Here is a 16,192-nt window from a genome sequence, read left to right as displayed (position 1 = left end):
GTCGTATCAGGGTATGGTCCGCAGCGCGTGCAGCAGGTCGGCCGGATCGTCGAACTCGCGATCGGCCGCGGGCAACGTGGGGCGCCGCAGGATGATCACCGGCACGCTCCGTTCGCGTGCGACGTCGAGTTTTGCCGAGGTCGCACTGCCCCCGCTATTCTTGCTGATTACGACGTCGAATGCATGTCTGTCGAACAATGTGCGCTCGCCTTCGTGCGAAAACGGTCCGCGCGCATCGAGCACACGGGCGCGGGCATTGCCCGGATGCGCGTCGAGACAGCGGATGGTCCACTGCTGATGCGCGGGAATCGCGTCGAGATGGGCAAGCGGTTCGCGTCCCAGCGTGAAGAGCGGGCGCGCAAACGGTTCGAGCAGGCTGACGATGCCGTACCAGTCGTCACACCAGCGCCAGTCGTCGCCGGCCCGCGGCTGCCAGGCCGCGCGCCGCAGGGCCCAGTAAGGCAGGTTCGCCGAACGGCTCGCTGTCGCTGCATTTGCGCTGATCTGCGCGGCGTACGGATGGGTTGCATCGACCACTAACCCGATCCGTTCGTCCAGCAGATAGCGCGTAAGCCCGGCCGCGCCGCCGAAGCCGCCGGTGCGCACCGCGCTTGCGAGATCGTCGGGTACCTTGCCGAGGCCGGCGAGGCTGTAGACGTGCGGGCCATCGGATGTGCCGGTCGAAGGCAACGCACGCGCGATACGCAGCGCGTCGCCCGTGCCGCCGAGTAGCAGGATGCGTGTCATCGAGGCGGTGCGGTGCCGACAACCGCCGCAGTGCTCGACTCTGAAGGTTCATCGAAAGGCTTGCGGCTATCGAGCAGCGTGACCGGCAGCGTCGGTCGCCACGTATCGAAACCGCCGAGCGGCTGCACATGTGCGAGCGCGATACGCGTCAGCGTGCCGCCATGCGCGCCGCGCCACGCGACGAGCCTCGCCTCGCCCTGCACCGTCACTGCATTCGCGACCAGCCGGCCACCGGGCCGCAGGCGAGCCCAGCACGCATCGAGCACACCCGCCGTCGTCACCCCGCCGCCGATAAAAATCGCGTCCGGCGCAGGCAGCCCCTCTAGTGCGGCTGGCGCGCTACCTGCGACGAGTTGCAGGCCAGGCACGCCGAGCGCATTGCGATTGTGCGCGATGAAATTCTGCCGCTGCGAATCGGCCTCGATCGCAATCGCACGGCACGATGGATGCGCGCGCATCCATTCGATCCCGATCGAACCCGCGCCCGCACCGACATCCCACAGCAGTTCGCCAGGCACGGGCACAAGATGCGCAAGCGCCAGCGCACGGATGTCGCGCTTTGTCAGTTGCCCGTCGTTGAGATAGGCGTCGTCGGGCAGACCTGGCGTGAGCGGCCATATGGTTGCGCCGACGCTTGCGCGGCATTCGAGTGCGACGAGATTCAGCGCCGCGACCTCGCCGGCCTGCCAGGCATCGGCGCGCGCATCGATACGGCGCTCGAGCGGGCCGCCCAGGTGTTCGAGCACGATCATCCGCGTGGCACCGAAACCGCGTGCGTCGAGTAGCGCCGCAAGCGCCGCCGGGGATGCGCCGTCGCTGCTCAGCACCAGCAGACGCGCGCCGTCGTGCAGATGCGCATGCACCGCGGCAAGCGGCCGGCCGACCAGCGACAGCACCGTCACATCCTGCAACGGCCAGCCGACGCGCGCCGCGGCCAGCGACAGCGAAGACGGTGCGGGCAGCACACGCAGTTCGTCGGCGGGAAGCTCGCGTGCGAGCGTCGCGCCGACACCGAACAGCATCGGATCGCCGCTCGCCAGTACGCATACCGGTGTGTGTCGATGTGCGAGCAACGGCGCGAGATCGAAGGGTCGCGGCCAGGACTCGCGACGTGCGCGCAAACGCGCGGGCAACATCGCGAGATGGCGCTCGCCGCCTACCACCACCGAAGCATCGAGCAACGCACGCCGCGCCGCGCGCCCCAGACCGGCGAAACCCTCTTCACCGATGCCCACCACCGTCAACCACGCAGGCATCCCGCCATCCTCATCGTCGTTCTCTCGCTTGCTCGCCATGGCACGCCGCATAAGGGCGGCCCATCGTGGCGCTATGGAAAGAAGGCATAATACAGCCTCGCCGGTGCCCTTCGGGGCCGAACAGGGAACACAGCGACACTGTGGCTGCCCCCGCAACTGTATGCAGCGAGTCCGCGCTCCACACGCCACTGGATCAACCGGGAAGGCCGGTGCGGACGACGACCTGCTAGCCAGGAGACCTGCCGGCCAGACTGTTCGCGCCAGCCATCATCGGGCGGGGTGTACCGATGCCGCGTTTGCCTCCTTGAGGTACAAACCGGGCCGTCGCGCGACGCCAACCCGGTAATCGCTTGAACCACGTTCCGTCCGCTGCTTTATCTATCGATTCGTCTGGCGCGTCGCCTGCGTCGTCGGCACACCGCCGCGTGTCGGCGTGTCCCGCGCTCACGCGCATCGTCGCTGCGCGCGACGGCGGGCTGTGCCGGATCAGATTGCCCGGCGGCGTGCTGCACGCGCACGAAGCAGCGGCCATCGCCGAGGCCGCAACGCTGCACGCGTCGGGTGTGATCGAGTTGACCAATCGCGCGAATCTGCAACTGCGTGGCGTGCGCTCCGGACACGAAGCCGCACTGACCGCACGGCTTCTGCAAGCGGGCCTCGGGCCGCAGATGCCGGCCGACACTCCGCACACCATCGAGGCAATCGACGGCATCCGTAATCTGATGATCAGCCCGCTCGCAGGCCACGATCCGCAGGCGCTTTGCGACACCCGCGCGCTGGCGGCGCCGATTCTCGCGCTGCTGCAAAGCGAGCCGCGTTTCGCGACGCTGTCGCCGAAATTCGCGCTGCTGCTCGACGGCGGCGAACAGCTGATGGCGATCGATCATCCGCACGACATCTGGCTCGCTGCGATGCCAGCCGATTACGACGAGCCGCGCTTCGCGGTCGGATTCGCAGGATGTCCGTCGCTCGAAGCAGGCAGCGCGCTCGCTGCGGTTGTGCAAGCGGACGTGCCGGCGTTGCTCGATGCGTTGCTGCACACCTTTATCGATCTCGCCGGCACCGACGACACGCGCATGCGCAACCTGCTCGTCGCCCACGATGCACACGTGTTGCTGCAACGTGCCGCTGATCGCGTCGGCATCGCTCTGCAACACGGCTCGCAGATCGATGCGTGGCGCCGCGCGCCTACCGATCCAACGAAGCGACTCGGCGCACACCCGCAAGGCGATCCACAACGATGGTACGCAGGCGGTCAACCGCTCGCCGGACGGATCGATGCCGCGACACTGCGCGAACTCGGCGCACTGTCCGCGCGACATGGCGACGGCTCGCTGCGCGTGACGCCGTGGCAAAGCGTGCTGCTACCGAACCTCACTGCGAACTCTGTCGAAGCCGCGTTATCGGGCCTGCATGCGCTTGGCTTCGCGTGCGATCCAGCGCATCCGTATGCGGCAATCGTCGCGTGCTCCGGTTCGACGGGTTGTGCGAAAAGCGCCGCCGATACCAAAGCGGATGCTCAACGACTCGCTGCACTACTGACCCACGATAGGACCACTTCGTCTGCCGTTCATTTGACCGGTTGCACGCGCTCCTGCGCGGCCGCCCACTGCGCGCCGCATACGCTGCTCGCAGTCGCAGCTGGCCGCTACGACCTTTACCAGCGCGCGGACACGTCCAGTGAAGGCCGCTTCGGTGTGTGCATCGCACACCACCTGACTATCGAACAAGCCGCCGCGCAACTGAACCGCCCAGCCCGGAAATCACCCGATGCATGACTACCTTCGCGACGGTCAACAGATCTACCGTCAGTCGTTCGCGACGATCCGTGCGGAAGCCAACCTGTCGCACATCCCCGCGGACCTCGAAAAACTCGCCGTGCGTGTGATCCACGCATGCGGGATGACCGACATCGTCGACGACCTGCGTTTCTCGGCGAGCGCGGGTCACGCCGGACGTACGGCGCTCGCCGCCGGCGCCCCGATACTCTGCGATGCACGCATGGTTGCAGAAGGCATTACGCGCGCACGGTTGCCCGCGCGTAACCCCGTGCTTTGCACGTTGGGCGAACCTGCGGTGCCTGAACTCGCGCGACAACTCGGCAATACCCGTTCGGCGGCCGCGCTCGAATTGTGGCGCCCGCATCTCGCAGGCAGCATCGTCGTGATCGGCAACGCGCCGACCGCGCTGTTTCACCTGCTCGATATGCTCGACGCAGGTGCTCCGCGGCCCGCGCTGATTCTCGGCTTTCCAGTCGGCTTTGTCGGCGCCGCCGAATCGAAGGCGGCACTCGCCGCGCGCGGCAACGATGTGCCATGGGTGATCGTCGCAGGTCGCCGTGGCGGCAGCGCGATGGCCGCTGCCGCGGTCAACGCGCTCGCCTCGGAGGACGAATAAATGGCGCAGCCAGGACGTCTCTTCGGCATCGGCGTCGGTCCCGGCGACCCCGAACTATTGACGCTGAAAGCACTGCGTCTGCTGAAGGCTGCACCGGTGGTCGCGTACTTCGTTGCCAAGGGCAAGAAAGGCAACGCATACGGAATCGTCGAAGCGCATCTCGACGACACGCAACTGCATCTGCCGCTCGTCTATCCGGTCACGACGGAAGCGCTCGAGCCGCCGCTGTCGTACGAAGCGGTCATTGCGGACTTCTACGACACGGCGGCCGGTGTGATCGCCGCGCATCTGCAGTCGGGGCGCGACGTGGCGGTGATCTGCGAAGGCGATCCGTTCTTTTATGGCTCGTATATGTATCTGCACGACCGGCTCGCCGCGCGCTTCGATACCGAAGTCGTGCCGGGCGTCTGCTCGATGCTTGGCGGTGCGGCGGTGCTCGGCGCGCCGCTCGTCTATCGCAACCAGTCGCTGGCGGTGCTGTCAGGTGTGTTGCCCGAACACGAATTGCGGCGGCGGCTCGCAGATGCGGATGCAGCTGTCGTCATGAAGCTCGGTCGTAATTTCGACAAGGTGCGGCGCATTCTCGACGAACTTGGGCTCGCGCAGCGCGCGCTGTACGTCGAACGCGCAACGATGGCGAATCAGCGGATCGTGCCGCTCGCCGAGGTCGACCCGATGGCATCGCCGTATTTCTCGTTACTCGTCGTGCCGGGGAAGAAATGGCAAGCATGACATCGCCGGCCATCGTGATACTCGGTGCGAGCGCCCTTGCGCTTGCGCGGCGCGTGCAGGCTCGTTATCCAGGCTCGCAGGTGCATGGCCTCGCGGAGCGCGTTGAGGCCGACGTCCGCTACACCGAGCTCGGTGTGCATCTGCGCGAACTGTATGCACGCGGTACGCCGATCGTTGCGCTGTGTGCAGCCGGTATCGTGATCCGCTGTGTGGCGCCGCTGCTCGCGAACAAGGGCGTCGAACCGCCGGTGCTCGCATTGGCGGAAGACGGGAGTGCCGTCGTGCCGTTGCTCGGCGGTCTCGCTGGCGTCAATGCGATGGCGCGCGAAATAGCGACGATGCTCGACATCGCCCCCGCGATCACGACCAGCGGCGAATTGCGCTTCGGCACCTGCGTGTTAAATCCGCCACATGGGTACGCGCTTGCAGATCTTGCTCAGGGCAAGCGCTTCGTTTCGGATCTGCTGGCGGGCGAAGCGACGCGCATCGAAGGCAATGCATCGTGGCTCGACGATGCATCGTTGCCGCGCGCGCAGTCGGCGCGTCTTGCGATCCGCGTGACACCTTTTATCACTGTCGGCGGGCCTGACGATCTGTTGATTCATCCGCGCAGCGTCGTTGCCGCAGTCGGTACAGCGAGCGATGTTGCAGCCGGCGCCACGATTGCGGAACACATCGTTAGTGCGCTTGAGGCACACAAGCTTGCCCGCTCGTCGCTCGCCATGCTGCTCGCACCGCTCGATCGTATCGGCGACGCTGCGTTTGCCGATGCTGCGCGCACGCTCGATGTGCCGCTGCGATTCGCTGAACCCGGTACTAGCGGATCAACTGACGAAAGCGAAGAAATACATCATCGCCTGCTCGCTACAGCGCTGCATGTTCCACACGATGTGCTGCACCACTCCGGTTCGCCGATCGCGCTGGCGGTCGCCGCCGCACCGGTCGACACCGCCCACATCGGTCAGGCACGCGGCCGGCTCACTGTGATCGGCATCGGTCCAGGTTGTGCCGAACTGATGGTGCCCGCGGCCCGCGATGCACTCGCCGAAGCCACCGACATCCTCGGCTACGCAACCTACGTGAAGATGGCCGGCCCGTTCCGCGACGATCAGCAGGTGCATCGCAGCGACAATCGCGAGGAACTGCAGCGCGCGCGCCACGCGTTCGAACTGGCGAGCGCGGGTCGTGCGGCCGTCGTCGTTTCGTCCGGCGACCCGGGCGTGTTTGCAATGGCCGCCGCGGTCCTCGAAGCGCTCGAAACCTCCGGTAACCCACGCTGGGCAGCGGTCGAACTCAACATCGTGCCCGGCGTATCGGCGGCGATGGCGACCGCCGCGCAGGCGGGTGCGCCGCTCGGTCACGACTTCTGCATGCTGTCCCTATCGGACAACCTGAAGCCGTGGTCGATCATCGAGGCACGTCTGCGGCATGCGGCCGAGGCTGACCTCGTGATGGCGTTCTATAACCCGACCTCGCATGCGCGCCCCTGGCAACTCGACCGCGCGCTCGATATCGTGCGTGCCTATCGCGCGCCCGCTACACGTGTCGTGCTTGGGCGCGATATCGGCAGACCGGGCGGTGCGCTCACTACCACCACGCTCGGGAAACTGCGCGCATCGGACGTGGATATGCGCACGATGGTGATTGTCGGATCGTCGACGACACGTGGTTTTGCTCGCGATGGCGAACGCGAGTGGGTCTATACGCCGCGCTGGTACGGCCAACCGTAGTCGCTCGATCGCATCAGCCAGTAATCACCGTGCCTCAAGCGCCGCGACGAATCGCCCGATGATCCGCGCAAGCTCCGCCGGTGCCTCGAGCGGCAACAGATGTCCGGCCCCCGGCACGATATGCATGACCGCTTGCGGAATGCGGGGCAGCAGTTCCGTCTCCAGCGTAGCAATGCGATCCACCTGATCGAGTTCGCCGGAAACGACAATGGTCGGTACATCGATTGACGCCACCGCGGCGGTAATGTCTTCGCGCATGGCCACGTTCGGCCACGCCGCCTTCGCCTGCGGCGCGCCTTTGAGACTGTCCTCGACGATCTGCTCGCGATACGCGGCGTCGAGTTTCCTTGCGGTGAGAACGTGATCGATGACGAATTCGATCGACTCACGCGACCCATACGCGCTGGCCAGAGTCGCGCGTTGTTCTTCGGAGAGCAGCATCGGCGATGGTGGCGACGGTGCAACCAGCACGAGGCCTTCGAGCCCACCTGGCCGGCGGGATGCGATGAGCTGCGCGACCTTGCCACCCATCGAATGACCGACGAGTACATAGCGCCGCAAGCCCAACGTCTCGATCACGCCTTCAGCGTCGGCGGCGAGATCGGCGATACGGTAACCATCCGCGGGGGCGCCGGAATCGCCCCAGCCTCGATGATCGGTGGCAACGATCCTATACCGGTCCGACAACTCACCGGCTACTGCATCCCACGTGCGCGATGAGCCGCCGTAATAATGCAGCAGTACCAGCGCCACCGCCCTGCTACCTTGCTGTGTCAGGTGAATCCGTGTGCCGTTCGTTTCAATGTCCACTTGAGTCCTCTATCCCGGTTAAGTGCCGCTATCGTAGATTCGAGTCTCGTGTTTGATAATTGCCGGCTCGATGGCGACAGTCGATAATCCAGTTATCGAATAGGAGGGGCAATGGACCGACTGACCAGTCTTGGCGTGTTCGTCGCCGCGGTGGAGGAAGGCAGCCTTGCTGCGGCTGCGCGGCGTTTCGGGCTGTCGCCGGCGATGGCCGGCAAACATGTCGATGCAATCGAAGCTCAGCTGAATGCGCGGCTGCTACAACGAACCACGCGGCGCCTCAGTCTGACCGATGCGGGCCAGACGTACTACGAGCGCAGCAAGCAGATTCTCGAAGCGTTCGACGACACCAACCGGGAAGCGAGCGATTCGCAAAGTACGGCGCGCGGCGTTCTGCGCGTCGCCGCACCGGTCACGTTCGGCTCGATGCATTTAGGCAAAGTGACGGCACGCTATCTCGAGGACCATCCGCAGGTGAACATGGAGGTGGTGCTCGGCGACCGCTATGTCGACCTGCTCGATGCCGGTATCGACGTGGCGATCCGGATTGGGCGGCTGCGCGATCCAGCACTCGTTACACGCCGGATTGCGCCGTGTCGAATGGTCGTATGTGCGGCACCCGCCTATCTCGAGCGACATGGAACGCCGCGCACGCCACGCGAGCTGAGCGACGCGCCGCGGCTCGCCTTCAGCGAGGCCGTGTCCGCCGGAGACTGGACGTTGTTCGATTCGAAGAACCGCGCGCATGTCGTCGACGGACCCGCGCGGATCGCTGCTAACAACACGCAGATGCTTCTGTCCGTCGCACTCGCCGGCGCCGGCATCGTGTACGGCCCGACCTTCGTCTTTGGCGAGCACCTGCGGCGCGGCGACCTTGTGGCGCTACTGCCGGCGTACCGCGCCACCGATCTGGTGATCCAGGCGGTTTATCCGGGCGCGCGACGCATACCGCTTAAAGTGCGCCGGTTCGTCGATTACCTTACCGAAGCGTTTGGCGATGAACCGCCCTGGGACTCTAGCCCTGAGTAAGCCGGGCCGAAACCTCAGCGCTCTATCAAATCTTCGGGCACGCGATGTAACGCACCCCAGGCATGCGCGAGCTGCGCGCATCGCCCGAGCTTCACTCCCGCGTGTTCGAAATCGACGAACACGATCCGGTCTGCGGCAGCAGGCCGCACCGGCCAGTCGCGACTGCGGCCATCCGATAACACCCAGAGCCAGCGCTGCTGCGCGGGCTTGCGACGCGCCGCGCGTTCGAGCAGATGCGCCGCGCGCCGCACACCGAGTGCGAGCGGTGTGCCTCCCGCGCCGCCGATCGGCTTCAGCCAGCGCTCGTTCCACCAGCGCGGCACCGCGGGCCCGAACCGTAAATCTGCACGTGTGCCACCGAAACAGATCAGTGCCGCTTCCGCGCGTTCGCGTGCGGCGCGGTTGAATAGCGCGACCAGTAGGCCCTTCGCAAGCGCAAGTTGCGCACCGGCAAGCATCGAAGCGGAGCAATCGAGCGCGAAGCAATGCAGTTCGCCACTTCGCGATGCTTCGCGCACGAAGCGCAGATGGTCGGCACGCAGCGGCGTGTGACGTTTCGCCGCGAGCGTGGCAGGCCATGCGATGCGTGTGCCGGGTGCGCCGTCGACAGTACGGGTACGCGTGCGGCTGCGGGTGCCTTGCAACCACCGGAAACCGCTGGACTGATCAGCGGCGGCACCGTTCCGGTGGCTTAGCGTTTTTTTGCGGCGAGCGGAACGACGGTTTTGACGTTCGCAATGCCGGCCGGCTGCGGCGGTAGATAACCCCAGTCGCCAGCCGATCCATCGGATTTTGCCTGCGACCGATTGTGTTGACCGTTTTCGGTCTTCTGATCGGCGCTTGCGGTTGCCGCTTCTTGCGGTTCTCGCTCTGACGTGCCGGCCTCTGCCGACGCATCGTCCGCATGCCGTCGATGCAACAACACCGAGGCCGCGACCCGCTCGACATGTGCCACGGTCACCGCATCGGCACCGTCGAGCGCTGCCAGCGCGCGTGCAGCGCGCAGCATCACGAGATCGGCGCGCAGACCATCGACGGCCGCCTCGATACAGAGTCGGCTTACCAGCGCATGTACGGCATCGTCGAAGGACAGTGCGGACAACGCAGCACGCGCAGCGCGAATCCGTTGCACGACATCCGACTGCTGCGTTGCATAAGCACGGTGAAAACCCCGCGGATCGAGATCGAAGGCGAGCCTTGCCTTGACGATGCGCTGCCGCACGGCCGGATCGAAACAGTTCTCCAGCTCCACCACCAGGCCGAAACGATCGAGCAGTTGCGGTCGCAACTCGCCCTCTTCCGGATTCATCGTGCCCACCAGCACGAAACGCGCATCGTGACTGTGCGACACGCCATCGCGTTCGACGGTGTTCACACCGCTCGCAGCGGCATCGAGCAACGCGTCGACGAGCGTATCGGGCAACAGGTTGATTTCGTCGACATACAGCACGCCGCGATGCGCCTGGGCGAGCAACCCCGGCGAAAATTTCACGGCACCATCGCGCAACACCGCGTCGAGATCGAGCGTGCCGATCAGACGCTCTTCGCTCGCGCCGAGCGGCAGTGTGACGAACTGGCCTTCGGGCAGCAATTCGGCAAGCGCGCGCGCAGCAGTCGATTTCGCCGTGCCGCGTGGCCCGCTAACCAGCACACCGCCGATGCCGGGATCGACGGCTGCGATCAGCAGCGCCTGTTGCAGCGGCTGCTGATCGATCAACGCGGTGAACGGAAAGGCAGGCAGGGACCCATTCATGACCGTATTCCTTCGATATGTTGCTCGCTTGCCAGCAGATGATCTTCAAGATGCGCACGATACGCACCGGGCTGTTGCCACAGTCCGCGCTGCATCGCTTCGAGCAGTCGCTCGCAGATCGCATGCAGTGCGTGTGGATTGTGCTGTTCGAGAAACGTGCGCGTGTCGGCGTCGTTCAGATAGGCATCGGCGACGAGCGCGTACTGATGATCAGCGACGACGCGGGCCGTCGCATCGTAGCCGTACAGATAGTCGACGGTCGCGGCGATTTCTGCCGCGCCCTTGTAGCCGTGGCGCTTTACACCGTCCAGCCACTTCGGGTTCACGACGCGCGAGCGGATCACGCGCGCAATCTCCTCATGCAGCGTGCGCACGCGCGGTGCCGCCGGATTGCTGTGATCCGCGTGATAGATATGCGGCTGCACGCCGGCCAGATGTCGAACGGCCGCGGCCATGCCGCCCTGGAACTGGTAGTAGTCGTTCGAATCGAGCACGTCGTGTTCGCGGTTGTCCTGGTTCTGCAGCACGACGTCGAGCGCGGCGAGCCGCGTGCCGAAAACGTCGTGCGCTTCGTCGCCGGCACTCTTCTGCGCATACGCGTAGCCACCCCACGCCTGGTAAGCATTCGCGAGATCCGCGTCGGTCTGCCATTGACGAGAGTCGATCATCTGCTGCAAACCCGCACCGTATGCGCCAGGACGCGAGCTGAACACACGCCAACCGGCGCGCTGACGCGCCGTTGCTGGATCGAGCCCGCGCGCAATCCATGCGTCGCGCTCGGCCATCACGCGTGCGCGGATCGGGTTCAGTTCGGGTGGTTCGTCCAGTTCCGCCACGGCCTGTACCGCGGCGTCGAACAGATGCATCACGTTCGCGAACGCATCGCGGAAGAATCCCGATACGCGCAGCGTCACGTCGATGCGCGGCCGGTCGAACGCTTCGATCGGCATGATTTCGAAATCGGTCACGCGATGGCTGCCGGCGGCCCATTTCGGCCGCACGCCGATCAGCGCCATGGCCTGGGCGATATCGTCGCCGCCGGTGCGCATCGTCGCTGTGCCCCATACGGAGAGACCGATCGCGCGTGGATAGTCGCCGTGTTCCTGCAGATGCCGCTCGATCAGTTGCTGCGCGGACTTGAGCCCGAGCGACCACGCGGCCTGGGTCGGCACTGCGCGCGTGTCGACCGAGTAGAAGTTGCGGCCGGTGGGCAGTACATCGGGGCGGCCGCGCGAAGGCGAACCGCTCGGGCCTGGTGGCACGAAGCGGCCTTCAAGGCCGCGCCGCAGGTGACGCATTTCCTGTTCGCCGCATGCGTCGAGGTTCGGTAGCACGCTGTTGCGCAAGCGCGTGAGGACGCGCTCGGCGTGGGGTAATTCGGCCGGTGCCGGTAGCCAGGACGGTGCAGCTGCGTGTGCGTCTACACCGACACCTGCGTCATCGCACAACGCCACTAGCAAAGCAGCCGCCAGCCCCTCAAGCCGCTCACGCGCATCGCCGTTATGCCGCCACGGCGCATCGCTGACCTGCTCGAGCAGCGCGGGACGCGGCCCGCTCCACGGCGCCGACCAGTCCGCCGTTAACGGATCGAACAGATGATCGATCTGCAGGTCGCGCGCAAGCGCATCGATCAAACCAGCATTCGCACCCTGCCCATCGCCGACCGGAAAGCGCCCAAGCGCGAGCAGCGTGTCGCGGCGTTGCACACCTTCCGGCGATTGCCCGAACGTATGCAGACCATCGCGAATCTGCGCTTCCTTCAACTCGCACAGCCACGCATCGACGCGCGTCAGCACTGCGTCTTCGGCATCCTGCCCGACCGGCTCCGCGAGGCTCAGTTCCTCGTGCAACCGATGCTCGACGATGGTCGCAAGTATCGTGCGTCGCAGCAGCTTTGCGCGCCGCGCATCGACCATCAGCGCATCGTAGTACTCGTCGACCTGCCGTTCGAGATCCTGCAGCGGTCCATAGTTTTCCGCGCGCGTGAGCGGCGGCATCAGATGATCGATGATGACCGCCTGCGCACGTCGCTTCGCCTGGCTACCCTCGCCCGGATCGTTGACGATGAACGGATACAGATGCGGCAACGGCCCAAGCACGAGGTCGGGCCAGCACGTATCGCTCAGCGCGACGCTCTTGCCCGGCAACCATTCGAGGTTGCCGTGCTTGCCGACGTGCACGACCGCATCGATGCCGAAATGCGCGCGCAACCAGACATAGAACGCGAGATACGCATGCGGCGGCACGAGGTCCGCATCGTGATAGCTCGCGTAGTCACCTTCGCCGCGCGAGCGCGACGGCTGGATACCGACGAACACATTCCCGCAGCGCCAGCCAGCAATCATGAAGCGCCCACGACGCAACGTCGGATCGCTTTCCGGCGGTCCCCAGCGAGCGTTCAACGCATGGCGCACTTCATCGGGCAGTTGCGCGAAGTGGGCGAGATAGTCGTCGAGCGCGAGACTCTGCAACGCGGGCCGCAGATCGCGCATGGCCGGATCGTTGGTAACGCCCTGCGTGAGCCGTTGCATCAACCCGGCGCCATCGACGGGCAGGTCGCTCACGCGATAGCCTTCGTCGCGCAGCATCGCAAGAATGCCGACCACCGACGCCGGCGTATCGAGACCAACACCGTTGCCGATGCGCCCTTCGCTCTGCGGGTAATTGGCGAGAATCAGCGCGAGCCGTTTCTCGTCGTTACGCAACTGGCGCAGCCGGCACCAGCGTCGACTCAATTCAGCGACGAACGCAACGCGCTCCGCATCCGGCCGATAACGGACCACATCCACTTCGGTATGCGCACAGCGATACGCGAGCCCCTTGAAACTGATCGCCCGCGTAATGATCCGCCCGTCTACTTCGGGCAGCGCGACGTGCATCGCGATGTCGCGCGAATTGAGGCCCTGGTTGTCCTTCACCCAGTCGTCGCGGTTGCCGCCGCTCAGGATGACCTGCATTACCGGCGCGTCGCCGGCTAGCGCGAGCGGTTCGGGATCATCGATTGCGCTGGCGGCGAACGCAGTCGTGTTCAGCACTAGCGCAACGTTGTGGCGCTCGCACAGTTGCTGGACTACGTCGCGACTCACGGCATCTTTCAGCGAAGTGATCGCGATAGGCAGCGGATTCATTTGACGTGCTTCGAGCGCTTCGATCAGCGCGTCGAAGACCGCCGTATTGGCCGCCTGCAGATGCGCGCGATAGAACAGGATTGCGACGACCGGCGCGTGATCAACAGCAGTGTGCGTCCGCCAGCGTGTTTGCCACGCTTCGATAGTCGGCAGGTCATGTTGCGGGTGATACAGCGCCGCAGCCGGCAGCGGTCGCGGTAATGCGGGCTCGCTACCCCAGCCGAACGCCTGCCAGGCGATGCAGCGCAAAAACGCCTCGGCATTCTGCGGACCGCCTTCGCGCAGATAGCGCCATAGCCGCTCGCATAGCGCGGCATCGGCGGTACTTTTGGCGACCAGGTTCGGGTCTTCCTGGAGATCGCCGGAAAACATCGCCAGCATCTGCCCACGCCTCGCGGCAAGCGCGACCATCTGTTCGATGCCGTACGGCCAGTAGGCTTCACCGCCCAGATGGTCGACCACGATGACGCGCGCATGTTGCAGCACGTCGTCGACATAGAAGTCGACCGACGCGGGTTGGCGCAGATAAGTCACGTTGGCGAGCCGCACGCTCGGGAAGTCTGGACCGAGCCGCGTTACGACGCTCGCGAGCAACGACAGCGTGGTATCGGCCGAGCTGAGCACCACGATGTCCGCAGGCTGCTGATCGATCCGGACGACACCCGCTGTGTCATCGACGAAGCCACCCGGCGTGGTACGCAGCAGATGCATGGCGCGTCAGGCCCGCTGTGCTTCGGCGTGTACCGCAGAATTCAACGCGGCATTGAATGCGCGCTGCAGCGCGGCCTGGTCGAGATCTTCGCCGATCAGCACGAAGCGGCTCTTCTGCGGCTCGGCCGCTTGTTCGTCCGCTCTCCAGCGCCGATCGAAGTAACTGTCGAAACGCCCTCCCACACCCTGCACTACAAGCCGCATCGGTGCGCCCGGCAATGCCGCGAAACCTTTCACACGATAGATCGTGTGCGTCTCGACGAGCTGCTGCAACGCGACGATCGTCGCCTCGCGCGATAGCGCCGTACATTCCACCACCACCGAATCGAAGTCGTCGTGATGATGATCGGGATCGTCGGCGGAACCGTGGTGATCGTGCCGCAGATGAATCGTGGTTTCCGACGCCGCCTCGAGCCCGAGCAACGCGTGCAGGTCGAGTTGACCATTCTGCGCGCGGACGACCTTCACCTGCGCAGGAATCTCTTCGCGGAGCAGCGCTTCGACAGCGGCCTGCTGCGTGTCGTCGAGCAGGTCGGTCTTGTTGAGAATCACAAGATCGGCAGAAGCAAGCTGGTCTTCGAACAGTTCGTGCAGCGGCGATTCGTGATCGAGATTCGGATCGGCCTTGCGCTGCGCATCGACGGCGACCGGATTGTCCGCGAACTGGCCGCTCGCGGCAGCCGGCCCATCGACCACCGTGACGACAGCATCGACGGTGAAGCTGTTCTTGATCGTCGGCCAGTTGAATGCCTGCACGAGCGGCTTCGGCAACGCGAGCCCGGAGGTCTCGATCAACACGTGATCGATCTGCTCGCGCCGTTCGAGAAGCTGCTCCATGACCGGGAGAAATTCTTCCTGAACGGTACAACACAGACATCCGTTCGCGAGTTCGTAGACCTGGCCCGCCGTTTCGCGACCGTCTTCATCGCAACCGATACCGCAGCCCTTGAGAATTTCCCCGTCGATGCCGAGTTCGCCGAACTCGTTGACGATCACCGCGATGCGCAGGCCGCCTGCATGTTGAAGAATGTGTCGCAGCAACGTCGTCTTGCCGCTGCCGAGAAAGCCCGTGACGATCGTGGCGGGAATCTTGCGCATCTGTGTCTGCATCGCTGCTCCGTGGTGGCGGTGAGGGATTCGCCGACAACCCGCGTGTGTCCACGCCACCGGAGGGCTCCGCCACGTGCTTCGCGATACGTCGTTCAACTGCTCGTCCATACGACAGAACGCCGCCGTGACAGGCCAGTAGAAGACGAAACGCGGGGACGATGACGCGGAGTACGGCGCGAATGGAAACACAAGGAAATCGTGGACGACACGCCGCATCCCCGCGGCGCGAACCCATTTTGTCTGGCCGGTATCCGGGCTAACGAATGAACCGCTTCACCTTCCCACGCGACGCTCATGTCGCGCAGTGGTCGATTGCATGCGAGTTGATGTGCATGCAGCGAAGCCGGTCTTGCAGCGCTTGCGCGCTGCTTTCGCTTACCGTTGCGGGGGCAGCACAGGTTGGTCCGTTCCGCGGTGGGAGGACGCCCTGTTTCCCGTTTAACTGCGTGCGCGGGAGGCGCGCACGCGAGCACCAGAGTGCGTGCGAGTGTAGGCCGCCGGCCTTGCTGCGTCAAGGAAGGCACTGTGTTGCCCTGTGATATCGTATGCGCTCGTTTGGTGCCCGCACGCGCGCTCGCGTGTGCAGTTAAACGGGAAACAGAAAGCGCGCATTGCGCTCAACCTGTGCTGTCCCCGCAACGGTAAACGGCCCGCGGCCTTCGAGCCGCACATGTCGTTCGAAGCCACTGTCCGCCGCGTGCGGATGGGAAGGCAACGACATGAGGCCGCCAGCCCGGATACCGGCCAGACGAGGGGGCGAACGTCATCGTCGAACTCGACGATGACGACGCC

General features: G+C 65.1%; 12 protein-coding genes and 3 riboswitches. Of the genes, 5 read left to right on the top strand and 7 right to left on the bottom strand.

Translation table 11 applies throughout. The annotated features are described in order from the left end of the window. Positions 1 to 6: 6 nt before the first annotated feature. Together FNZ07_RS10895 and cbiE are read right to left on the bottom strand one after the other, a co-directional pair. Positions 7 to 747, bottom strand: coding sequence for a cobalt-precorrin-6A reductase (locus FNZ07_RS10895; RefSeq protein WP_091006127.1), 741 nt, complete (start codon positions 745 to 747; stop codon positions 7 to 9). Continuing rightward, positions 744 to 2,003, bottom strand: a complete 1,260-nt coding sequence (cbiE, locus tag FNZ07_RS10890) for a precorrin-6y C5,15-methyltransferase (decarboxylating) subunit CbiE (protein WP_091008658.1) — start codon at positions 2,001 to 2,003, stop codon at positions 744 to 746. The genes FNZ07_RS10895 and cbiE overlap by 4 nt, the downstream gene beginning before the upstream one ends. Before the next feature lie 84 nt (positions 2,004 to 2,087). Beyond that, positions 2,088 to 2,264: riboswitch (cobalamin riboswitch) on the top strand. A 119-nt stretch (positions 2,265 to 2,383) separates the two neighbouring features. On the opposite strand from cbiE, the gene cobG reads away from it, so the two are divergent. Genes cobG through cobJ form a run of 4 tightly spaced genes read left to right on the top strand, consistent with a single transcriptional unit; the run spans position 2,384 to position 6,862 of the window. After that, complete coding sequence (cobG, locus tag FNZ07_RS10885; RefSeq protein WP_091008655.1) at positions 2,384 to 3,781, top strand: precorrin-3B synthase; 1,398 nt, start codon at positions 2,384 to 2,386, stop codon at positions 3,779 to 3,781. Further along, positions 3,774 to 4,400 (top strand): precorrin-8X methylmutase, encoded by a 627-nt coding sequence (locus tag FNZ07_RS10880; RefSeq protein WP_091006124.1) that lies wholly within the window; start codon positions 3,774 to 3,776, stop codon positions 4,398 to 4,400. The genes cobG and FNZ07_RS10880 overlap by 8 nt, the downstream gene beginning before the upstream one ends. Then, positions 4,401 to 5,132 (top strand): precorrin-2 C(20)-methyltransferase, encoded by a 732-nt coding sequence (locus tag FNZ07_RS10875; protein WP_091006121.1) that lies wholly within the window; start codon positions 4,401 to 4,403, stop codon positions 5,130 to 5,132. It begins immediately after the preceding gene. Continuing rightward, the gene (gene cobJ, locus FNZ07_RS10870; protein WP_091006118.1) at positions 5,129 to 6,862 is read left to right on the top strand and encodes a precorrin-3B C(17)-methyltransferase; all 1,734 of its coding nucleotides are present in this window, start codon (positions 5,129 to 5,131) and stop codon (positions 6,860 to 6,862) included. The genes FNZ07_RS10875 and cobJ overlap by 4 nt, the downstream gene beginning before the upstream one ends. A gap of 24 nt (positions 6,863 to 6,886) precedes the next feature. Here cobJ and FNZ07_RS10865 read toward each other — a convergent pair whose 3' ends face one another. Next, entirely contained in the window at positions 6,887 to 7,672 is a 786-nt protein-coding gene (locus tag FNZ07_RS10865) for an alpha/beta fold hydrolase (protein WP_091006116.1), read from the bottom strand. Positions 7,673 to 7,783: 111 nt separating this feature from the next. Between FNZ07_RS10865 and FNZ07_RS10860 the strand changes: the two genes are divergently transcribed. Continuing rightward, a complete protein-coding gene (locus FNZ07_RS10860) occupies positions 7,784 to 8,698 on the top strand; it encodes a LysR family transcriptional regulator (protein WP_091006114.1) in 915 nt (304 codons plus the stop codon). Positions 8,699 to 8,712: 14 nt separating this feature from the next. Here the strand turns inward: FNZ07_RS10860 and FNZ07_RS10855 are convergent, their stop codons facing one another. From FNZ07_RS10855 to cobW, 4 genes are read right to left on the bottom strand one after another with little or no spacing between them, the layout of a single operon-like run. Further along, positions 8,713 to 9,342, bottom strand: a complete 630-nt coding sequence (locus tag FNZ07_RS10855; RefSeq protein ID WP_091006111.1) for a vWA domain-containing protein — start codon at positions 9,340 to 9,342, stop codon at positions 8,713 to 8,715. Positions 9,343 to 9,389: 47 nt separating this feature from the next. Next, positions 9,390 to 10,451, bottom strand: coding sequence for an ATP-binding protein (locus tag FNZ07_RS10850; RefSeq protein ID WP_091006108.1), 1,062 nt, complete (start codon positions 10,449 to 10,451; stop codon positions 9,390 to 9,392). Then, on the bottom strand, positions 10,448 to 14,290 hold the full coding sequence (cobN, locus tag FNZ07_RS10845; RefSeq protein WP_091006106.1) for a cobaltochelatase subunit CobN: 3,843 nt from the start codon (positions 14,288 to 14,290) through the stop codon (positions 10,448 to 10,450). The genes FNZ07_RS10850 and cobN overlap by 4 nt, the downstream gene beginning before the upstream one ends. Before the next feature lie 6 nt (positions 14,291 to 14,296). After that, positions 14,297 to 15,400, bottom strand: a complete 1,104-nt coding sequence (gene cobW, locus FNZ07_RS10840; protein WP_091006102.1) for a cobalamin biosynthesis protein CobW — start codon at positions 15,398 to 15,400, stop codon at positions 14,297 to 14,299. Between the two features lie 225 nt (positions 15,401 to 15,625). Next, a riboswitch (cobalamin riboswitch) is annotated at positions 15,626 to 15,892 on the bottom strand. Between the two features lie 47 nt (positions 15,893 to 15,939). After that, a riboswitch (cobalamin riboswitch) is annotated at positions 15,940 to 16,163 on the top strand. The last annotated feature ends 29 nt before the right edge of the window (positions 16,164 to 16,192 follow it).

The organism is Paraburkholderia megapolitana, from assembly GCF_007556815.1.
GTDB classification, from domain to species: domain Bacteria; phylum Pseudomonadota; class Gammaproteobacteria; order Burkholderiales; family Burkholderiaceae; genus Paraburkholderia; species Paraburkholderia megapolitana.
This window is presented reverse-complemented; position numbering and strand designations above follow the sequence as displayed.